Source organism: Pseudomonas sp. Tul2A7, assembly GCF_054790505.1.
Genome location: NZ_CP186499.1, coordinates 2,293,244 through 2,313,707 on the forward strand (window position 1 = coordinate 2,293,244; position 20,464 = coordinate 2,313,707).

The 20,464-nt window shown below is 59.4% G+C and carries 20 protein-coding genes and 1 pseudogene; 6 read left to right on the forward strand and 15 right to left on the reverse strand.

Going from position 1 to position 20,464, the window contains the following annotated elements:
- Positions 1-34: 34 nt before the first annotated feature.
- The 3 genes from ACOYXJ_RS10200 to exbB are packed head-to-tail and all read right to left on the reverse strand — an operon-like array spanning position 35 to position 2,166.
- Positions 35-781 carry a TonB family protein gene (locus tag ACOYXJ_RS10200; RefSeq protein WP_116028517.1) on the reverse strand — a complete coding sequence of 249 codons (747 nt, stop codon included), beginning with the start codon at positions 779-781 and terminating at the stop codon, positions 35-37.
- Positions 778-1,206 (reverse strand): TonB system transport protein ExbD, encoded by a 429-nt coding sequence (exbD, locus tag ACOYXJ_RS10205; RefSeq protein ID WP_007920333.1) that lies wholly within the window; start codon positions 1,204-1,206, stop codon positions 778-780. The genes ACOYXJ_RS10200 and exbD overlap by 4 nt, the downstream gene beginning before the upstream one ends.
- Positions 1,207-1,212: 6 nt before the next feature.
- The gene (gene exbB / locus ACOYXJ_RS10210) at positions 1,213-2,166 is read right to left on the reverse strand and encodes a tonB-system energizer ExbB (RefSeq protein ID WP_460369300.1); all 954 of its coding nucleotides are present in this window, start codon (positions 2,164-2,166) and stop codon (positions 1,213-1,215) included.
- 188 nt (positions 2,167-2,354) lie between these two features.
- On the opposite strand from exbB, the gene ACOYXJ_RS10215 reads away from it, so the two are divergent.
- Complete coding sequence (locus ACOYXJ_RS10215) at positions 2,355-3,212, forward strand: SDR family oxidoreductase (RefSeq protein ID WP_460369302.1); 858 nt, start codon at positions 2,355-2,357, stop codon at positions 3,210-3,212.
- Between the two features lie 139 nt (positions 3,213-3,351).
- Here the strand turns inward: ACOYXJ_RS10215 and ACOYXJ_RS10220 are convergent, their stop codons facing one another.
- The 6 genes from ACOYXJ_RS10220 to ACOYXJ_RS10245 all read right to left on the reverse strand — a co-directional run bounded on the left by ACOYXJ_RS10220 (position 3,352) and on the right by ACOYXJ_RS10245 (position 8,657).
- Entirely contained in the window at positions 3,352-4,092 is a 741-nt protein-coding gene (locus ACOYXJ_RS10220) for a hypothetical protein (RefSeq protein WP_460369304.1), read from the reverse strand.
- 68 nt (positions 4,093-4,160) lie between these two features.
- Positions 4,161-4,541 carry a RidA family protein gene (locus tag ACOYXJ_RS10225; protein WP_003229509.1) on the reverse strand — a complete coding sequence of 127 codons (381 nt, stop codon included), beginning with the start codon at positions 4,539-4,541 and terminating at the stop codon, positions 4,161-4,163.
- A gap of 24 nt (positions 4,542-4,565) precedes the next feature.
- A complete protein-coding gene (gene spoT / locus ACOYXJ_RS10230) occupies positions 4,566-6,671 on the reverse strand; it encodes a bifunctional GTP diphosphokinase/guanosine-3',5'-bis pyrophosphate 3'-pyrophosphohydrolase (RefSeq protein ID WP_064589822.1) in 2,106 nt (701 codons plus the stop codon).
- A 57-nt stretch (positions 6,672-6,728) separates the two neighbouring features.
- Complete coding sequence (gene rpoZ / locus ACOYXJ_RS10235; protein WP_016985812.1) at positions 6,729-6,992, reverse strand: DNA-directed RNA polymerase subunit omega; 264 nt, start codon at positions 6,990-6,992, stop codon at positions 6,729-6,731.
- Between the two features lie 168 nt (positions 6,993-7,160).
- Complete coding sequence (gmk, locus tag ACOYXJ_RS10240) at positions 7,161-7,781, reverse strand: guanylate kinase (RefSeq protein ID WP_008078609.1); 621 nt, start codon at positions 7,779-7,781, stop codon at positions 7,161-7,163.
- Positions 7,782-7,793: 12 nt separating this feature from the next.
- The gene (locus ACOYXJ_RS10245) at positions 7,794-8,657 is read right to left on the reverse strand and encodes a YicC/YloC family endoribonuclease (RefSeq protein ID WP_095119905.1); all 864 of its coding nucleotides are present in this window, start codon (positions 8,655-8,657) and stop codon (positions 7,794-7,796) included.
- Positions 8,658-8,927: 270 nt separating this feature from the next.
- Here ACOYXJ_RS10245 and rph point away from each other — a divergent pair, with 270 nt between their 5' ends.
- The 3 genes from rph to gltS all read left to right on the forward strand — a co-directional run bounded on the left by rph (position 8,928) and on the right by gltS (position 11,616).
- The gene (rph, locus tag ACOYXJ_RS10250) at positions 8,928-9,650 is read left to right on the forward strand and encodes a ribonuclease PH (RefSeq protein ID WP_016985814.1); all 723 of its coding nucleotides are present in this window, start codon (positions 8,928-8,930) and stop codon (positions 9,648-9,650) included.
- A gap of 28 nt (positions 9,651-9,678) precedes the next feature.
- Complete coding sequence (locus ACOYXJ_RS10255) at positions 9,679-10,047, forward strand: DUF4870 domain-containing protein (protein WP_150793817.1); 369 nt, start codon at positions 9,679-9,681, stop codon at positions 10,045-10,047.
- A gap of 357 nt (positions 10,048-10,404) precedes the next feature.
- The gene (gene gltS, locus ACOYXJ_RS10260) at positions 10,405-11,616 is read left to right on the forward strand and encodes a sodium/glutamate symporter (RefSeq protein WP_150793816.1); all 1,212 of its coding nucleotides are present in this window, start codon (positions 10,405-10,407) and stop codon (positions 11,614-11,616) included.
- Between the two features lie 80 nt (positions 11,617-11,696).
- Here gltS and ACOYXJ_RS10265 read toward each other — a convergent pair whose 3' ends face one another.
- Complete coding sequence (locus ACOYXJ_RS10265; protein WP_007920349.1) at positions 11,697-12,476, reverse strand: exodeoxyribonuclease III; 780 nt, start codon at positions 12,474-12,476, stop codon at positions 11,697-11,699.
- 82 nt (positions 12,477-12,558) lie between these two features.
- Between ACOYXJ_RS10265 and pyrE the strand changes: the two genes are divergently transcribed.
- A complete protein-coding gene (pyrE, locus tag ACOYXJ_RS10270; protein WP_008078597.1) occupies positions 12,559-13,203 on the forward strand; it encodes an orotate phosphoribosyltransferase in 645 nt (214 codons plus the stop codon).
- Positions 13,204-13,371: 168 nt separating this feature from the next.
- Here pyrE and argB read toward each other — a convergent pair whose 3' ends face one another.
- From argB to coaBC, 4 genes and pseudogenes are all read right to left on the reverse strand, one after another.
- Positions 13,372-14,277, reverse strand: a complete 906-nt coding sequence (argB, locus tag ACOYXJ_RS10275; RefSeq protein ID WP_007954443.1) for an acetylglutamate kinase — start codon at positions 14,275-14,277, stop codon at positions 13,372-13,374.
- Between the two features lie 17 nt (positions 14,278-14,294).
- Positions 14,295-15,671: pseudogene (locus tag ACOYXJ_RS10280) on the reverse strand (phosphomannomutase/phosphoglucomutase); the annotation flags it as partial.
- A gap of 325 nt (positions 15,672-15,996) precedes the next feature.
- The gene (gene dut / locus ACOYXJ_RS10285) at positions 15,997-16,452 is read right to left on the reverse strand and encodes a dUTP diphosphatase (protein ID WP_034152055.1); all 456 of its coding nucleotides are present in this window, start codon (positions 16,450-16,452) and stop codon (positions 15,997-15,999) included.
- Between the two features lie 5 nt (positions 16,453-16,457).
- Positions 16,458-17,666 carry a bifunctional phosphopantothenoylcysteine decarboxylase/phosphopantothenate--cysteine ligase CoaBC gene (coaBC, locus tag ACOYXJ_RS10290; protein ID WP_102901457.1) on the reverse strand — a complete coding sequence of 403 codons (1,209 nt, stop codon included), beginning with the start codon at positions 17,664-17,666 and terminating at the stop codon, positions 16,458-16,460.
- Between the two features lie 133 nt (positions 17,667-17,799).
- Here coaBC and radC point away from each other — a divergent pair, with 133 nt between their 5' ends.
- A complete protein-coding gene (radC, locus tag ACOYXJ_RS10295; RefSeq protein ID WP_150793813.1) occupies positions 17,800-18,474 on the forward strand; it encodes a RadC family protein in 675 nt (224 codons plus the stop codon).
- A 132-nt stretch (positions 18,475-18,606) separates the two neighbouring features.
- On the opposite strand, the gene ACOYXJ_RS10300 is transcribed toward radC, so the two are convergent.
- Positions 18,607-20,193: an ABC transporter substrate-binding protein gene (locus ACOYXJ_RS10300; RefSeq protein WP_460369309.1), complete on the reverse strand. Its 1,587-nt coding sequence runs from the start codon at positions 20,191-20,193 to the stop codon at positions 18,607-18,609.
- Between the last annotated feature and the right edge of the window lie 271 nt (positions 20,194-20,464).

Below are 20,464 nucleotides of genomic sequence, written 5' to 3' on the forward strand. Positions count from 1 at the left end.
AGCAGGCTCGCTCCCACAGGTGTGGCGATGTGCCTTAGCGGCGGCGTTCCAGCGAGTAAACAAACGGCGCCACAATTTCGATCGAGCCATTGTTCAACATGTCGGCCGGTGGCTTGGGCAGCGGCTGCGCGCGGCGGATCATTTCCAGAGTTGCCCGGTCCAGATCAGCGTTGCCGGAACGGCCCACCAGTTCGAACGACAGCACATTACCTTCGGCATCGACCACGAAACGCAGACGGTTCAAGCCTTCCTTGCCCCGTGCCTGAGCACTGGCCGGGTACTTTTTGTACTTGGCCAAATGCGCGAGCAGGGTGCCTTGCCAACTGGCTTTGGCAGCCATCTGAGCCGGCGAAGGACCCGGTGCAGGCTGGGCGGATTTCTCCGTTGGTGCCTGAGTCGGTTGCGTGTCGGCCGGTTTCTCCTCGGAAGGTTTTTCCTTCGGTGGATCAGGCAGCTTCTTCTCGATCGGCTTCGGCGGTTTAGGCTTGGGCTTTGGCTTGGGTTTCTGCACCGCGATTTCAGCTTTCGGTGCTTCGGCCAGCTTCGGAATCGGCAACTCTTCCACCGGAGCCGGTGGCTGCGGCGGTGTGACGACCTTCGGCGGAGCAGGCGGTGGCGGGGCCGGAACCGGGGCCAGCTCGACCATCATTGCCTGCGGCGGCAATTCGATGGGCGGGCGGGCGGTCCAGTTCAGCGCCAGCGCGATGGCCAGCGCGTGAACGCCCAGCACCACGGCCAGGCTACCGCTGTAACGCGTCAGCTTATGGCGCGTCGTGATCATTTCTTGGCTGCCGTCTCAAGTCCGACCAGACCGACCTTCAGGTAACCGGCGGAGCGCAGCTTGTCCATCACGCTCATGAGGTCGCCGTAATCCACGCCTTTGTCGGCCTGGAAGAAGATGGTGGTGTCTTTCTTGCCCTGAGTCTTGGCGTCGAGCACGGCGCCGAGGGTTTCGGCTTTCACTTCATCGTCGCCGATGTACAGGCGCTGGTCAGCCTTGACGCTGAGGAACACCGGTTTCTCTGGCCGCGGCGCCGGTTTGGCGGTAGAGGCCGGCAGGTCGACTTTGATGTCCACGGTGGCCAATGGAGCCGCCACCATGAAGATGATCAACAGCACCAGCATCACGTCGATGAACGGCGTGACGTTGATTTCGTGGTTCTCGGCCAGATCGTCGTCTGCGCCTTCTTTCAAATGCAGGCCCATGGCCGATTACCCCACTTTGACCATGTGCGGCTGCGAGCTGCGCTCAGGCTGGTGGTCGAGGTCGCGGCTGACCAGCAGCAGAACTTCTGCCGATGCGTCGGAAACCTGCGCCTTGTAACCGGCGATGGAGCGGGCGAAGACGTTGTAGATCACTACGGCTGGAATCGCGGCAACCAGACCCAGTGCGGTGGCCAGTAGTGCTTCAGCAATACCGGGCGCTACGACAGCAAGGTTGGTGGTCTGGGTTTTGGCGATGCCGATAAAGGAGTTCATGATGCCCCACACGGTACCGAACAGGCCGACAAACGGCGCGGTGGAACCGATGGTGGCGAGGACGCCCGTGCCGCTGCTCATGTTGCGACCGCAGGCTGCTACCAGACGCTCGAGACGGAAGCTGACGCGTTCCTTGATACCTTCTTTCTCGCGGCTGTTGACCGACAGGCGCATCTCTTCGAGCGCGTCGTGCACCAGCAGGTTGGCGAGGGTGCCTTCCTTGCCGGCAGTGGTACTGGCTTCTTTAAGGGTGGTGGCTTTCTTCAGGGCGGCGATTTCGCCACGCAGACGACGCTTGGCGCCCATCAGCTCGAAGCCTTTGGCGATCCAGATGGTCCAGGTGATGATGGAAGCGATGGCCAGACCGATCATCACGATTTTCACGATGATGTCGGCGTTCTGGTACATGCCCCACGGCGACAGGTCGTGGGCCATGCCCAGGCTGTTGTCGGCTTCGAGAACTTCAGGAGCGTCGGCAGCGTCAACCGCTTGCACCGGATCGGTAGCGGCCGGGGCAGCCGGAGCGGCAGCTGGTGCGCTTTGCTCGGTGGCGGCTGGCGTTGCAGGTGCCTGGGCGTCGGCGAAAGCGGCAGTCGGCGCCAGCATCAAGCTGAGCAGCAGAGCCGCCACTGCGCTCCAGGCGCGAGGTCGATTGGTTGGCGAAGCGGGGATTTGATTACGTGTCATGCTGGCCGGACCTGAGATAGAAAAACGTTAATGCTCTTCCAGGCCTCGTGAGGCCGAGAACAAAAGTGGCATGCATTATTGCAAGTAATTCTTGTTAACAAAAGTAATAGAGTATCTTTTTTTCCTGCATTGCTAGCCGCTCGTCCTGTCCCGAGGCTAGTCTGTGTCTTTCCGATAGGAGTTTTTTGATGTCCGCGCCTTCTGTTTTGATTGCCGGTTGTGGTGATGTCGGCAGTCGTCTGGCCAAGCAATTGCTGGCGGCTGGCTGGGAAGTTCATGGCCTGCGCCGGGACGTTTCGAAGCTGCCTGACGGTGTGGTTGGCGTTGCCGGCGACCTGTTCAACGAAGACTGTCCGGCGACCTGGCCGGTGGGTGCCGTGGACTATCTGGTGTATTGCGCAGCGGCAACCGATCACGATGAAGCCGGTTATCGCGCGGCTTATGTGCAGGGTTTGCAGAATGTTCTGAGTTGGCTCGACGACTATGGGCAGGTGCCTGAGCGGCTGATCTTCGTGTCCAGCAGCAGTGTGTATGGGCAGCAGGAGGGTGAGTGGGTCGATGAGAACTCAGAGACCATCGCTGCCGGTTATTCAGGACGATTGATGCTTGAGGCTGAGCAGGTCGCGCTTAAGAGTGGCATTCCTGCGAGCATTCTGCGTTTGACCGGGATCTATGGTCCGGGCCGCGAATGGCTACTCACTCAAGTACGTCGCGGTTATCGCGTGGCGGTCGAACCCCCGCTGTATGGCAACCGGATTCATGCTGACGACGCGGCAGGATTGCTGGCGTTTCTGTTGGAGAAAGACCGGCAGGGCGTAAAGCTGGAGGATTTCTATATCGGCGTTGACGATGCGCCGGCGCCGTTAGCGGAAGTCGTAGGCTGGTTGCGTGAGTATCTGGGCGTTACCGAGTGGGCGGACGACGCGAGCGTGCGGCGAACCGGTAGCAAGCGCTGCAGCAATGCCCGGGCGAAAGCGTTGGGCTGGACGCCAACGTACCCGAGCTACCGCGAAGGTTACGCCGCGATCCTCGAAGGTAAATGCTGACTTCCTGGCACCCCAAAACAACTGTAGGAGTGAGCCTGCTCGCGATGGGGTCATAACATTCAACACTTGTGCTGACTGTTAAACCGCTATCGCAAGCAGGCTCACTCCTACAGGGGATAGCTGCGAATTCAGAAGCGGGTTACTGCTTCTCGAGCAACCACTTGCGCTCACCGGCGGTGAACTGCGGTTGTTCATCCGCCAACGCGGCATTCACCGCCTGCAGAATTTCCAGCTCTTTGCCCTTGCGCACAAAGATCCAGTTATTGCCCTGGCCGTTCTGCTGCAACCACATGCTGTCGTTGCCGTTGCTCATCGATGCGCAATCGCCGGCCAGACAAAGTGCGTAGCGATCGGCTCCGGGCAAGCCGGACACTTGGCCGTCAGCCTGGAATTGCACCGTGCTGCCTTCGCCCTGGCCGTTGGTGATTTTCCAGTCACCGCCCAGATAGGCCGAATACAGCGCGCGTTCGAAACTGGCACCGATCGGCGCGCCTTCCGGCACCGGAATCTGCGCACGGTCGAAGACCTGCTCGGGTTCGTTGTCGCTGGCGGCTTGCTGCAGTTGCCCGCCGTCGCGTTTCAGCTCGCTGGCGGAGCTGCCATAGAAGTCGACTTTCCAGGCGCCGGATTGTTCACCCAGCAGCCGTCCTTCGACGTTCTCAAAACCGTTGGTGTAGCGGGCCTGACTGGCCTTGGTGTTAACGTCCCATTCCAGGTTCGGGCCGTAGGCCTGAAGCGCTTCGCGCAGGGGGCCGCCCTTGGCTGCGGCATCGATCGCCACCTGATTGATCCAGGTGCCGCTGATGTCACGGTCGGCAGGGTTGCTGGCGCAGCCGCCGAGGAAAATGGCGAGCAGCGGGAGAGCTAGCGCTTTGCGCATGGTGGAATCCTTTCAAAACCTTTTCTTGCAGAGCAGTCGGCGCGGCTTTGGAGGCCGCGCCGTGCGCATCACTCGATGACCAGAATGGCATCCATTTCAACCTGCGAACCCTTTGGCAGGGCAGCCACGCCGATGGCGGCGCGGGCCGGGTATGGCTGGTCGAAGTACTTGCCCATGATCTCGTTGACCTTGGCGAAGTGGCTCAGGTCGGTGAGGAAGATGTTCAGTTTGACGATGTCCTTGAACGAACCGCCAGCAGCTTCAGCCACGGCTTTGAGGTTCTCGAACACCTGGACGGTCTGGGCTTCGAAGCCTTCAACCAGTTCCATGGTTTTTGGGTCCAGAGGAATCTGCCCCGACATGTAAACGGTGTTGCCTGCCTTGATCGCCTGGGAGTAAGTACCGATGGCGGCCGGGGCCTTGTCGCTGGTGATTACGGTTTTGGTCATGAATGACTCCTTGTAATAGGCAGGTTATGCACGCATGCGGGTGATGCGAATTACCCCGGTCAAGGCGCGCAGCTTCTTGATCACGCGGGCCAGGTGCACACGGTCGTGGACGCTGACCACCAACTGGACCACGCTGATGCGACCATCGCGTTCGTCCATGCTGATTTTCTCGATATTGCCGTCGGCTGCGTTGACGCTGCTGGCCAGCAGGGCGATCAGGCCGCGCTGGTGTTCCAGCTCGACGCGCAGTTCGACGTTGAATTCGCCGGTGACATCCTTGGCCCACGAGAGCTGGATGCATTTTTCCGGGTTGTGCCTGATTTCGCTGATGTTGCGGCAGTTGTCCAGGTGCACGACCATGCCTTTGCCCGCCGACAGGTGCCCGACAATCGGGTCGCCCGGGATCGGCGTGCAACATTTGGCGTAGCTCAGTACCAAACCTTCGGTACCGCGAATTGCCAGCGGGCCTTCCGGGCTTGGCAGCTGTTCGCCTTCGCCGAGCAGGCGGCGGGCGACCACGTAGGCCATGCGGTTACCGAGGCCAATGTCTTCGAGCAAATCTTCGATCAGTTCGAGGCGGTACTCGGTGAGCATCGCTTTGACGCGTTCGGCCGGGATCTTCTCCAGCGCGCTGTCGAAACCGTTGAGCACTTTGTTCAGCAGGCGTTCGCCGAGGCTGATGGACTCGGAGCGACGTTGCAGTTTCAGCGCATGGCGGATGTGCGTGCGCGCCTTGCCGGTGACCACGAAGTTGAGCCACGCCGGGTTTGGTCGTGCGCCTGGGGCGCTGACGATCTCGACCGTGGAGCCGCTTTGCAGCGGTTCGGACAGCGGTGCAAGTCGACGGTTGATCCGGCAGGCGATGCAGCTGTTGCCGACGTCGGTGTGTACCGCGTAGGCAAAGTCGACCGCCGTGGAGCCTTTCGGTAGCTCCATGATCCGGCCTTTCGGGGTGAAGACGTAGACCTCGTCCGGGAACAGGTCGATCTTCACGCTTTCGATGAATTCCAGCGAATTGCCGGCACGTTGCTGCATTTCCAGCACGCCTTTGACCCACTGGCGGGCACGGGCGTGAGTGCCTTTCGGCTGCTCGTCACCGCTGGATTTGTACAGCCAATGGGCGGCGATGCCGTTGTTGGCCATCTCTTCCATTTCACGGGTACGGATCTGAATCTCGATCGGTACGCCGTGCATGCCGAACAGCGTGGTGTGCAGCGATTGATAGCCGTTGGCCTTGGGGATCGCAATGTAATCCTTGAAGCGCCCCGGCAACGGTTTGTACAAATTATGTACAGCGCCCAGCACGCGGTAGCAGGTATCGACCTTGTCGACGATGATCCGGAACGCGTAGACGTCCATGATCTCGTTGAAGGCCCGACGCTTGCCGCGCATTTTCTTGTAGATGCCGTAGAGGTGTTTCTGCCGACCGCTCACTTCGCCCTGGATGCCGTCGATCGCGAGGCAATGGCCAAGGGATTCTTCGATCTTGTTGACGATTTCCTTGCGGTTGCCCCGGGCGCGTTTGACCGCCTGGTAGATCCGCGCGGAACGCATCGGGTGCATGGCCTTGAAGCCGAGGTCTTCGAATTCGATGCGGATCGCATGCATGCCCAGCCGGTTGGCGATGGGCGCGTAGATTTCGAGGGTTTCCTTGGCGATCCGCCGGCGTTTTTCGCCGGACAGCACTTCCAGCGTGCGCATGTTGTGCAGGCGGTCGGCGAGCTTGACCAGGATCACGCGAATATCGCGCGCCATGGCCATGGCCATTTTCTGGAAGTTTTCGGCTTGGGCTTCGGCCTTGGTCTCGAAATTCATCTGGGTCAGTTTGCTGACCCCGTCGACCAGTTCGGCCACGGTTTCACCGAACTGCGCTTGCAGCGCTTCTTTGGCGATACCGGTGTCTTCGATCACGTCATGCAGCATCGCGGCCATCAGGCTCTGATGGTCCATGTGCATGTCGGCAAGAATATTGGCCACGGCAAGAGGATGCGTGACGTACGCCTCGCCGCTGCGACGGCGCTGACCGTCATGGGCTTGTTCGGCGTAGAAATACGCTCGGCGGACCAGGTTGACCTGGTCATTGCCGAGGTAGGTCGATAAGCGATCGGCGAGGGCGTCTATGCTCGGCATGATAATTCCTGCCGTAGGTTGTGACCCCGCGCCGTGCTACGTCGACCAGGCATAGGCTTAGACGGCCTCGTTGGACTCGTCCTCGAACGCTGCGAACAGCGGCTCATCCTGGACGATTTCCTGCTCGGCGATGAACTCGTAGCTCATCAGGCCTTCAGCGATTTCACGCAGCGCTACAACGGTAGGCTTGTCGTTTTCCCACTGAACCAGTGGCTCTTTGCCGCCGGTGGCCAGTTGACGGGCACGTTTGGTAGAGAGCATGACCAGCTCAAAACGGTTTTCCACGTGGTTCAGGCAGTCTTCAACGGTTACGCGGGCCATGGTATTCCTCGGAGCGAATGCAATATGCGCGCTGCCCGGTTGGGCGAGCGGACTCAACAGTTTAAAAAATCACCAGCGATTAGGGAAGCGCTGATTTTTTGACCAAGCCCTTCAACGCGCTGCAAGCACCAATGTAAAGCGCTTGCAGCTGTTTTGGGAAGTGCTGTTTTAACCCAGCAACTCAGCCAGCAATTTGCCGAAACGTACCTGCTGGCGTTTCTGCTGCAGTTGATTGGCGCGGAAAATCGCCTTCAGATCATCCAGTGCGTGAGCAAAATCGTCGTTGATGATCAGGTAGTCGTACTCGACATAGTGACTCATCTCGCTGACCGCTTCGCGCATCCGCCCGTCAATGATCTCGTCGCTGTCCTGACCGCGGTTGGTCAGGCGCTGGTGCAAGGCCTGAAGCGACGGCGGCAGGATAAAGATCGAGCGCGCTTGCGGCATCAATTTGCGCACTTGCTCGGCGCCCTGCCAGTCGATTTCCAGAATCAAGTCGTGACCTTCGTCCAGCGTCTGCTGCAGACGGCTTTGCGAGGTGCCGTAGAAGTTGCCGAAGACTTCGGCGCGTTCGAGGAAGTCGCCATGCTCGCCCATCTTCACGAACTCTTCGCGGGTCACGAAGTGATAGTTCACGCCGTCCACTTCACCCGGGCGCATGGCGCGGGTGGTGTGGGAAACCGAAACGCGAATTTCCGGTATGGCGTCGGTCAACGCCTTGACCAGGCTGCTCTTGCCCGCGCCAGATGGCGCGGAAATGATGTACAGGGTGCCGGTGCTGTGGGTCATGTCGGGGTTGCCTTACTCAATATTCTGCACTTGTTCGCGCATCTGCTCGATCAACACCTTGAGGTTGACGGCGGCTTGGGTGCTGCGCGGGTCGAAGGCCTTGGAGCCCAGTGTGTTGGCTTCGCGGTTGAGTTCCTGCATCAGGAAATCGAGGCGGCGTCCGGCCGCACCGCCGGACTTGAGCACCCGGCGTACCTCAATGATGTGGGTGCTCAGGCGATCCAGTTCTTCGGCCACGTCGCTTTTTTGCGCGAGGATGACCATTTCCTGTTCGAGGCGCAGCGGGTCCAGCTCGGCCTTCATGTCGGCGAAGCGGTCGAGGACTTTCTGGCGCTGGGTCGCAAGCATTTGCGGCACCAGTTCACGCAGGGTCACCACGTCTTCTTCGATAGAGGTCAGGCGCTCGTTGATCAAGCGTGCCAACTCCGCGCCTTCGCGCTCGCGGCCAGCCTTCAACTCTTTCAGGCCTTGATTGAACAGGGCCAGTGCGTCGGCGTTCAATGCCTGCGGGTCAGTCGCATCGCCCACCAATACGCCGGGCCAGGCCAGCACTTCCAGCGGATTCAATGCGGCAGGATTCTTGATCAGACCAGCGACCGTCTCAGCGGCGGCGACCAACTGCGCGGCGCGCTCGCGATCGATTTGCAGTGTTTTGCCGGTGCTTTCTTCGGTGAAACGCAGGGTGCATTCGAGTTTGCCCCGCGACAGGCCCTGACGCAGCGCTTCACGTACCGCGCCCTCGAGGTCGCGAAACGACTCCGGCAGGCGCAGGTGGGGCTCCAGATAGCGGCTGTTGACCGAGCGCAGCTCCCAGCTCAGGGTGCCCTGTGCGCCGGCTTTTTCGACGCGGGCGAAGGCGGTCATGCTGTGCACCATGGCGGTGACCTCGCAATGCAGATCGGCGCGAAACGTGAGTTTCGCGAGCACGATATGAATGAATTTAAGCCGACTGGCAGCAAAGGCGCAGGATTGTAGCGCAGTGCGGCGAATGCGCCCAAACACACGGTGTGACAAAGGGCTGCAGCCCGTCGGTAATGGGTGTTTCAGGGGCTTCGATCGTCGGTCGGGATTTTTAACAAGTGCCCAGTCGCGGTGCAGGGCTCTATAATGCTCGGCAGTTTTCCGTCCCCAGTACAGGTATTCCCTATGAAACGTCCAAGTGGTCGCGCTGCCGATCAGCTCCGCTCGATCCGCATTACCCGCAACTACACCAAACACGCCGAGGGATCCGTACTGGTCGAATTCGGTGATACCAAAGTCATCTGCACCGTTAGCGTCGAAAACGGCGTGCCGCGTTTCCTTAAAGGTCAGGGCCAAGGTTGGTTGACCGCCGAGTACGGCATGCTGCCGCGCGCCACTGGCGAACGTAACCAGCGTGAAGCGAGCCGTGGCAAGCAGGGCGGTCGCACCCTGGAAATCCAGCGTCTGATCGGTCGTTCCCTGCGCGCTGCGCTGGACATGTCCAAGCTGGGCGACGTGACCCTGTACGTCGACTGCGATGTGATCCAGGCTGACGGTGGTACTCGCACGGCTTCGATCACCGGTGCCATGGTTGCGCTGGTTGATGCGCTGAAAGTGATCAAGAAGCGTGGCGGCCTGAAGGGCGGCGATCCGCTCAAGCAGATGATCGGTGCCGTATCGGTCGGCATGTATCAGGGCGAGGCCGTGCTGGATCTGGACTATCTTGAAGATTCCGCTGCCGAGACCGACCTCAACGTAGTGATGACCAGCACCGGTGGTTTCATCGAAGTGCAGGGCACTGCCGAAGGTGCGCCGTTCCAGCCTGAAGACTTGAACGCCATGCTGGAACTGGCCAAGCAGGGCATGAACGAAATCTTCGAACTGCAAAAGGCTGCACTGGCCGACTGAGCAGGTGCATAACCGCAAGGAGGACACGATGAGTGACGAGCAAGAGCTGCTGCCCAAACCGAGCCAGGAGGTTCGCCAGTGGGCGATGTTTTGTCACTTGTCCGCCTTGCTGGGGATCTGGATTCCGTTCGGCAATCTGATCGGACCCTTGATCCTTTGGCAGATGAAGCGCGAGACAGATGCGTTCATTGATGCGCAGGGCAAGGAGGCGTTGAATTTTCAGATCACCGTCGCCATCGCCTCGTTGATTTGCTTCCTGCTGATGGTGCTGATCATCGGGTTCTTCCTGCTGGGGATACTGGCGATCGGCGCGCTGGTTTTGACGATCATCGCCGGTGTGAAAGCCAATGAAGGTTTTCCTTATCGATATCCGTTTACCTGGCGGCTGATCAAATAAGAAATTCGAAAAGTTTAAAACCAATGCCCCGACCTGTCAGGGAATTTTTATTTATGCAACTAAATTAGTCTCTACTATATGTAGGAATAATCTGACCGCGATGACTGGTCGATACTCTTTCCGTATATACACTTTTGGTCACAACTGCATTGGCTTAGTTTGGATTTATGGCCTTGGAATCAAAGGCGACGATTGTTAAAGTTGGCCGAATAATATTTCTCCTGAAATATTAAGATATATTCAAGCCATCGAAGGCTTTTGAATTTCCGAGTAATCAGTGTTGAGACAATCAGCCGGTTCATGAGGTGCGTGCAGGTAAAAAGCGCGCCTCTGAATATATAACCAAGAACAATCCCAATGATTCAGCTCGATTTTTACGGAACACTTGTGGCTGCTTCCTTAGTGCTTCTGCTAGGGCGCGGGCTCGTTATGCGTGTTGGTTTCATGCGCAGTTACAATATACCTGAACCTGTAGCGGGTGGTCTGGTAGTTGCCTTGCTGTTGTTGCTGCTGCGAACGTTCGATATTGAAATTCGTTTTGATACTTCTCTGCAGACACCTCTGATGCTGGCCTTTTTTGCCACCATCGGTCTAAGCGCAGATTTTGCCAGCTTGAAGAAAGGCGGGCGCATCGTCGGGATATTTCTCCTGGCGGTCACCGGGCTGTTGGTGGTGCAGAATGCGATGGGTATCAGCTTGGCAAAAATGCTTGGGCTTGATCCATTGATGGGGCTGTTGACCGGGTCGATCACATTGGCGGGCGGCCATGGCACGGGTGCTGCGTGGGGTACGGTATTCAGCGAGAAGTACGGTCTGGCCTCTGCGTCCGAACTGGCGATGGCTTCCGCGACGTTTGGTCTGGTGCTGGGTGGTTTGATCGGCGGACCGGTCGCGCGCTTGCTCATCAAGCGAGTGCAGGTGCCCGGTGGTCAGAGTCAGGATGTGCCGCCGCGGTTGCCAAAAGGCTTCGAGCAACCAAACAAAGAACGCTCGATTACCCCATTTTCGTTTATAGAAACACTCGCCTTGATCGCGGTCAGTTTGCTGGCGGGCAATCTGTTGAACGGCCTGCTGCAGGGGACCGCATTCGAGTTGCCGACGTTTGTTTGCGTCCTGTTTATAGGCGTGGTGCTGCGCAACGGGCTTTCAGCGCTGGGCTTGTATCAGGTGTTTGAGCGTGAAGTCTCGGTACTGGGCAATGTCAGCCTGTCACTGTTCCTGGCGATTGCCCTGATGTCGCTCAAGTTGTGGGATCTGGCTGCGCTGGCGTTGCCGATCTTCATCATTTTGGCTGTGCAGGCGCTGGTCATGGCGCTGTTCGCGATCTTCGTGACATTCCGGCTGATGGGCCGCAACTACGATGCGGCCGTGCTGGCGGCAGGGCATTGCGGTTTTGGCCTGGGCGCCACGCCGACTGCCATTGCCAACATGCAGGCCGTGACGCAGCGCTACGGCCCCTCGCAGATCGCGTTTCTGGTGGTGCCGATGGTCGGGGCGTTCTTCATCGACATTATCAATGTCGTCGTGATCAAGCTGTACTTGATGTTGCCGTTCTTCGCCGCCGTCTGAGTTCGATTCCGCCTTGAGCGCAGGCATAAAAAATGCCCGTATCTTGCGATACGGGCATTTTTTGTACTGCGAAACGTCGCTTAGATGGTCAGCGTCCAGTCGTAGTCGACAATCAACGGCGCATGCTGCGAGAACCGTGGCTGACGTGGCAGGCGTGCGCTGCGCACGAAGCGCCGCAGGCCCGGGGTCAGGATCTGGTAGTCGAAGCGCCAGCCCAAATTAAGCATCTCGGCCTGTTCGTTGTCCGGCCACCAGCTGTACTGGTCGCCTTCGCGGCTGACTTCGCGCAGGGCATCGACGTAGCCCATGTTGCCGACAATCTCGTCCATCCAGGCGCGTTCAGGCGCCAGGAAACCCGGGGATTGCTGGCTGTCGCGCCAGTTCTTGATGTCGAGCTTCTGCTGCGCCACGTACAGCGAGCCACAATAAATGTACTCGCGACGTTTGCGTCGCTGTTTGTCCAGGTACTTGCCGAAGTCGTCCATGAGCTTGAACTTCTGGTTCAAGTCCTCATCGCCGTTCATCCCCGAAGGGAGCAGCAAGGTGGCAATACTGACTTTGTCGAAATCTGCTTGCAGGTAGCGCCCGTAGCGGTCGGCCGTCTCGAAACCGAGACCGCTGATGACAGCCTTCGGTTGCAACCGCGAATACAAAGCCACGCCACCTTGGGCAGGGACTTCAGCATCGCAGGCATAAAGGAAGTAGCCATCCAGTTGGAAGGCTGGGTCATCCAGTTCAAAGGCGGAGGCACGGGTGTCCTGCAGGCAGATGACGTCGGCATTCTGTGCTTGCAGCCAACTGAGCAAACCACGCTCGACTGCAGCCTGAATACCATTGACGTTCACACTGATGATCCGCATAAATGGCCCCAAAAATCGCGTGCGTGTATGATACACGGCGTCAAGCTAATTAGCTAAATCCGTGGTATTTGGGGTTTTTTTCATGCAAGCGTATCAGCGCGATTTCATTCGTTTTGCCATCGATCGCGGCGTTTTGCGCTTCGGTGAGTTCACCCTGAAGTCCGGGCGCACCAGTCCTTACTTCTTCAACGCCGGCCTGTTCAACTCGGGCTCGGCTCTGGCGCAGCTGGGGCGTTTCTACGCGGCAGCCATCGCTGAAAGCGGTATTCCCTTCGACGTTCTGTTTGGCCCGGCCTACAAAGGCATTCCGCTGGCGGCAACCACTGCCGTGGCGCTGGCCGAGCATCACGACCGTGACCTGCCATGGTGCTTCAACCGCAAGGAAGCCAAGGCCCACGGCGAAGGCGGCAGTCTGGTCGGTGCCCCGCTGACCGGCGACGTCCTGATCATCGACGACGTGATCACCGCCGGTACGGCAATCCGCGAAGTGATGCAGATCATCGCTTCGCAGGACGGCGCCAAGGCTGCCGGCGTGCTGATCGCCCTGAACCGTCAGGAGCGCGGCAACGGTGAGTTGTCGGCGATCCAGGAAGTCGAGCGTGATTTCGGCATTCCGGTGATCAGCATTGTTTCGCTGAATCAGGTGCTGGAATTCCTCGCCGATGATCCGCAGCTCAAGCAACACCTGCCCGCCGTGGAAGCCTATCGCGCCCAGTTCGGCGTTTAACGGCGGAGCACTGTGGGAGCGAGCCTGCTCGCGAAAGCGGTGGGTCAGCTTGCATCAATGTTGAATGTGCCGCCGTCTTCGCGAGCAGGCTCGCTCCCACAGGGATCGCCGGCAAAAAAAGACCCCGCTCAGTCAGGCTGAGCGGGGTCTTTTTGTTTGCGCTAAAGCTTACGGACGCTTGCGATTGCTGATCAGCGTACCCACACCGGTGTCGGTGAAGATTTCCAGCAGGATCGCATTCGGTACACGACCGTCGATGATCAACGAGCTACCGACGCCGCCCTGAACCGCTTCCAGCGCGCAACGGATCTTCGGCAGCATGCCGCCGTAGATGGTGCCGTCGGCGATCAGGTCGTCGACCTGCTGGGTGCTCAGGCCGGTCAGCACCGTGCCCGACTTGTCCATCAGGCCGGCGATGTTGGTCAGCAGCATCAGCTTCTCGGCTTTCAGCGCTTCGGCGACTTTACCGGCCACCAGATCGGCGTTGATGTTGTACGACTCGCCGTTCTCACCCACGCCAATTGGCGCGATGACCGGGATGAAGTTGCCTTTGACCAGCAGGTTAAGCAGTTCGGTGTTGATCCCGACCACTTCGCCGACGTGACCGATGTCGATGATTTCCGGCTGGGTCATCTCCGGGGTCTGACGGGTGACGGTGAGCTTCTTCGCGCGAATCAGCCCGGCGTCCTTACCGGTCAGGCCGATGGCGCTGCCGCCGTGGCGGTTGATCAGGTTGACGATGCTTTTGTTGACCTGACCGCCCAAGACCATTTCGACCACGTCCATCGTCGCGGCGTCAGTGACGCGCATGCCATCGACGAAGTGGCTTTCGATCGACAGGCGCTTGAGCAGATCACCGATCTGCGGGCCACCGCCGTGCACGACCACCGGATTGATGCCCACGGCTTTCATCAGCACGATGTCGCGGGCGAAGCCGGTTTTCAGCTCCTCGCTTTCCATCGCGTTGCCGCCGTATTTGATCACCAGGGTCTTGCCGACGTAGCGTCGGATGTAAGGCAGCGCTTCGGACAGGACCTTGGCAGTGTTGGCGGCGGCATCGCGTTCGAGGGTCATTCAGGGCTCCGGGTGGATCAGAACGGTAGTTGGAGATCAGGTGCAACGCGTTTCAATTGGGCGTGGAACACGTCCTTGATGCGCTGTAATTCAGCTTCGTCATCGGCCTCGAAGCGCAGCACCAGCACCGGTGTGGTGTTGGAGGCGCGCACCAGGCCCCAGCCTTTGGCGTAATCGACTCGCACGCCGTCGATGGTGGTCAGGTCAGCGCCTGCGCCCCACTGTGCGTCGTGCAGTGCATCAATGATGCTGAATTTGCTCTCTTCGGTCACATGGATATTGATTTCCGGCGTAGAAATATCGTTCGGGAAGGTCGCAAACAGCTCTTCCGCGGTGGATTTTTCTTTGCTGAGGATCTCCAGCAGCCGTGCGGCGCTGTAGATGCCGTCATCGAAACCGAACCAGCGCTCCTTGAAGAAGATGTGCCCGCTCATTTCACCGGCCAACAGCGCGCCGGATTGTTTCATTTTCTTTTTGATCAACGAATGACCAGTCTTCCACATTAGCGGCCGACCACCGTATTCCTTGATCAGCGGCACCAGACGGCGGGTGCATTTGACGTCGAAGATGATTTCCGCGTCCGGGTTGCGCGCCACTACGTCACGGGCAAACAGCATCAGCAGACGATCAGGGTAGACGATGCTACCGGTGTTGGTCACCACGCCGACACGGTCGCCGTCGCCGTCGAAGGCCAGGCCGATGTCGGCGTTGGTTTCCTTGACCTTGGCGATCAGGTCGACGAGGTTCTCAGGCTTGCCCGGATCCGGGTGATGGTTCGGGAAGTTACCGTCGACTTCGCAGAACAGCGGGATGACTTCGCAGTTCAGCGCCTCGATCAATTGCGGGGCGATCACACCGGCCGCGCCATTGCCGCAGTCAACCACGACTTTCAGGCGTCGTGCCAGTTTGATGTCCTGGACGATTTCGGTGTTGTAGCGGTCGAGGATTTCGACCTGGGTGACGCTGCCGGTGCCGCTGCTCAGGTTGTTGGTCTTGAGGCGTTCATGCAGGGCCTGAATCTGTTCGTTGGCGAGGGTGTCGCCGGCGATGACGATCTTGAAGCCGTTGTAGTTCGACGGGTTATGGCTGCCGGTGAGCATCACCCCGGATTTGCCGGCCAGGACGTTGGCGGCGTAGTACAGCGCCGGCGTTGGCACCAGGCCGACATCGCTGACGTGGCAGCCGCTCTCGGCGATACCGCGAATCAGTTCTGCAACCAGCTCCGGACCGGACAAACGGCCGTCGCGGCCGACGGATACGTTCGGCTCACCTTGGGCCAGGCTCTGCGAACCGATGGCGCGGCCGATCCAGTAAGCGGTTTCGGCATTGAGGAATTCCGGCACGGTGCCGCGAATGTCATAGGCGCGGAAAATGCTGTCGGGCAGCTTCGGGGCAATCTTGGCTGGGGTGCTCATCTACGGAAATGCTCCATCTCGAAAGGGGCGGGACAGACCGACGAATCGTTCGACGGCAGGCTCAAACTGAAGGGTATGACGGCGTTTTTCACAGAGAGTTCGTGGTGTGAAAGGGCCATGACGCCTCGGCTGGCGTGGCTTTGGGCCGGCAAAACCTTGATTTTCGGTGTTAAAACCTGCCGCTGAAACTGCACAAATTTCCCCTGTAGGAGCTGCCGAAGGCTGCGATCTTTTGACTTTGTTTTTTTAAGATCAAGATCAAAAGATCGCAGCCTGCGGCAGCTCCTACAGGAGATGACTCCGGTTATTTGGTGCCGGTATGGCCAAACCCGCCGGTGCCGCGTTCGGTTTCGACGAACTCTTCAACCATTTCGAAGTGCGCCTGCACCACCGGTACCAGCACCAGTTGCGCCAGACGTTCGCCGACGGTCATGGTGAAATCGCTCTGGCCACGGTTCCAGCAGGACACCATCAGCGGGCCCTGGTAATCGGAGTCGATCAAACCGACGAGGTTGCCCAGCACGATGCCGTGCTTATGGCCCATGCCCGAGCGCGGCAGGATCAGCGCGGCGAGGTTCGGGTCGCCGATGTAAACCGACAGACCGGTGGGGATCAGCACGGTTTCACCCGGTTTGATCACGATGTCCTGATCCAGCATGGCGCGCAGGTCGAGGCCGGCGGAGCCCGGGGTGGCGTATTGCGGCAGCGGGAAATCGGTGCCAATGCGTGGGTCGAGGATCTTGGCTTGCAAAGCGTGCATGTAAATTAAACCTGGTTCAGACGTTCGGCGATAAAAGTGACCAGTTGGCGAGCGATCTTGCTCTTGCTGGTCTGGGCGAAAACCGTGGCGTGCAGCGCACGGTCAATCACGCTGCAGGCGTTTTCTTCGCTGTTGAAACCGATGCTCGGGTTGGCGACGTCGTTGGCGACGATCAAATCGAGATTCTTGTCCTTCAGCTTGCGTGCAGCGTAGTCGAGCAGGTGTTCGGTCTCGGCGGCAAAGCCGACACTGAACGGACGGTCGGGACGGGTCGCGATGGTGGCCAGGATGTCCGGGTTGCGCACCATTTGCAGGACGAAGCCGTCGCCGCTCGTAGGATCTTTCTTGAGTTTTTGCGGGGCGACGACTTCCGGGCGGTAGTCCGCTACGGCTGCCGAGGCGATGAACACGTCGCACGGGATCGAGGATTCACAGGCCGCGAGCATGTCGCGGGCGCTGACCACGTCGATACGGGTGACGCGATCCGGCGTCGGCAGGTGCACCGGGCCGCTGATCAGCGTGACACGGGCGCCGGCTTCTACCGCGGCTTCGGCGAGGGCAAAGCCCATTTTCCCGGAGCTGTGGTTGGTGATGTAGCGCACCGGGTCGATGTTTTCTTGGGTCGGGCCGGCGGTGATCACCACATGCTTGCCGGTCAGCGCCTGACGCTGGAAGCAATCCGCTGCGCATTGCGCCAGATCGGTGGCTTCCATCATGCGGCCCATGCCGACGTCGCCGCAGGCCTGGCTGCCCGAGGCCGGGCCGAAGGTCTTCAGGCCACGGCTTTCGAGGAGTTGCAGGTTGGCCTGGGTTGCCGGATCGCGCCACATCGCTTGGTTCATCGCTGGAGCAACGGCGACGACAGCGTCGGTGGCCAGCACCAGGGTGGTCAGCAAATCGTTGGCAATGCCTTGGGCCAGGCGGGCGAGCAGGTCGGCGGTGGCCGGGGCGATCAGCACCAGATCGGCCCACTTGGCCAGCTCGATGTGGCCCATCGCGGCTTCGGCGGCCGGGTCGAGCAGGTCGAGGTGCACCGGGTGGCCGGACAGCGCCTGCATGGTCAGCGGGGTGATGAACTCGGCGCCACCGTGGGTCATGACCACACGCACTTCGGCGCCCTGGTCGATCAGGCGACGAACCAGATCAGCGCTCTTGTAGGCCGCGATGCCGCCGCCGACGCCCAGAACGATGCGTTTCCGATACAGCCGCTGCATAGGTCTGCCTTTCATTTCGTTGATGACTGCGATGCGATGCCCCTCCCCAGGGTTGAATCGACCGCAAAAAAGATGGGCTACGATATCACAGCGACCGCTACGGAACAGCGGCGCCCACAGACAGGGAATGTGTATGAGTATTCGCGATTGGCCTGCGGCGGAACGCCCGCGGGAAAGGTTATTGGAGCATGGGGCAGCGAGTCTTTCGGACGCTGAATTATTGGCGATTTTTCTGCGCACCGGATTGCCCGGAATAAGCGCTGTGGACCTTGCGCGCAATCTGTTGACTCAATTCGGCAGCCTGCGTTTGCTGCTTGAGGCCGATCAGCACGCATTCAGCAAACAATTGGGGCTCGGGCCGGCGAAGTTTGCGCAACTGCAGGCGGCTCAGGAAATGAACAGGCGGCATTTGGCTGAGAAGTCACGGCAGAAACCAGCCTTGGAAAACCCTCAGGTCGTTCGCGATTATCTGAAAGCGATGCTGCGTCACGAACCGCATGAGGTGTTTGGTTGCCTGTTTCTCGACTCCAAACATCAAGTCCTGAATTTCGAAATACTGTTTCGCGGCTCGATCGACAACACCAGCGTGCATCCCCGCGAGGTTGTGAAGCGATGTCTGGCCAATAACGCCGCTGCGTTGATCCTGTGCCACAACCATCCATCGGGGAACACTGACCCCAGTCAGGCGGATCGATTGCTGACCAAGCGTCTGCAGAAGGCGCTGGAGCTGATTGATGTGCGGGTGCTCGATCATTTCATCGTTGGCGATAGTGAGCCGCTGTCGATGGCGGAGTGTGGCTGGATGTAGTTCTAGGGACAAAACGCAAGTCCATGTAGGAGTGAGCCTGCTCGCGATGGCTTCATTTCAGTCAACATGTTTGGTGGCTGGAAGATTGCTATCGCGAGCAGGCTCACTCCTACAGGTTATGTGTAAGGCAGGTTATTTGAGGTTGACCTTGGAATAGTCCTGCCGGCCAAACGGGCTCACGGAGTAACCCTGCACGTCCTTACGTGTCAGTGCGTAGGCCGTCGGATGTGCGAGAGGCAGCCACAACGCCTGCTGCTGAATCTGCGTCTGCGCCTGTTCGTACAGCTTGGTGCGCACGCCTTGCTCACTGGTGGTCTTGCCGGCACTGATCAGCTTGTCCAGATCGGCATTGCAGTAGCGGGCGAAGTTGGTGCCCGACTTGACCGCCGCACAGGAAAACTGCGGCGTGAGGAAGTTGTCCGGGTCACCGTTGTCACCCGCCCAACCCATGAACAGCAGATCATGCTCGCCAGCCTTGGCGCGACGAATCAGTTCGCCCCACTCGATCACGCGGATTTCCGCCTGAATGCCGATTTCTGCCAGATCCGACTGCAGCATCTGCGCGCCGAGGCTTGGATTCGGGTTGAGCAGGCTGCCTGACGGACGCGTCCAGATAGTGGTCTGGAAACCATCCTTCAAACCGGCCTTGACCATCAGCGCCTTGGCTTTGGCGATGTCATGCGGATAGCCCGGCAGGCTCTTCGCGTAGCTCCAGGTGTTCGGCGGGTAAGGGCCGTTGGCGGCTTCGGCGGTGTCTTCAAACACAGCTTTGATGTAGTTGGCCTTGTCGAAGGCGAGGTTGATCGCCTGACGCACTTCCGGCTTGTCCAGCGGCGGGTGCTGGCTGTTGATGCCAACGAAAGCGGTCATGAACGCGTCAGTCTTTTCGACTTTTAGTGTCGGCTCTTTCAGCGCGGCCTGTACGTCGAGTGGTTTCGGCGAGAGGGCGATCTGGCATTCGTTGCGCCGCAGTTTCTGCAGGCGCACGTTGGCGTCCGGGGTGATGGCGAAGATCAACGGGTCCACCGCAGGCTTGCCGCCGAAGTAATCCGGGTTGGCCTTGTAGCGGATCGCCGCGTCTTTCTGGAAACGGTTGAACACGAACGGGCCGGTGCCGATCGGCTGGCTGTTGAGCTTGTCGGTCGCGCCGGCCTTCATCAGCTTGTCGGCGTATTCGGCGGAGTAGATCGAAGCGAAGCCCATGCTCAGGGTCGCCAGGAATGTCGAATCCGGATGATCAAGGGTGAAGCGCACGGTGAGCGGGTCAAGTGCGTCGATTTTCTTGATCAGTGCCGGCAACTGCATCGACTGCGCATGCGGGAAGCCGCTCTGGGCGACTTTGTGCCACGGGTTGGCCGGGTCGAGCATGCGGTCGAAGCTGAATTTGACGTCTTCGGCGGTCAGTTCACGGCTTGGCTTGAAGTATTCGGTGGTGTGAAATTTCACCTGCGGACGCAGCTTGAACACGTAAGTCAGGCCGTCGGTGCTGATTTCCCAGCTGTCGGCCAGGCTCGGCACGACTTTGCCGCTGGCGGTGTCGAAATCCACCAGACGGTTCATCAGCACGTCGGCAGAGGCGTTGGTGGTGGTCAGCGAGTTGTATTGCACCACGTCGAACCCTTCAGGGCTGGCCTCGGTGCAGACGCTCAGCGCGGCGGCCTGGGCCAGGGGGCTCAGCAGGAGCGGGGCGAGCAACAGGGGTAGGGCAGCGAGGCGCATGGTCGGTTTCCTTTTACAGATCGAAGGCCCATCTGCAAGTGCAGTCTGGAAAAGGCCTACCCTAGAGGTCTGGATTACAAATGACTATCCCCCTTTTGCATTTTCGGGGCACAGTGATGGCGGTTTTTCAGACCGTGGCGCGCGTTAAAAAGTCTGAACCGCCGGCAAGGGTGGTTTTCTGCGACGAGTGGTAAAAACCGTTGCCAGCCTTTATCCAAGGCGCTCGCGGGCCAAAAAAACGCCTTTTTACCGATTGATTGCACACCGATTG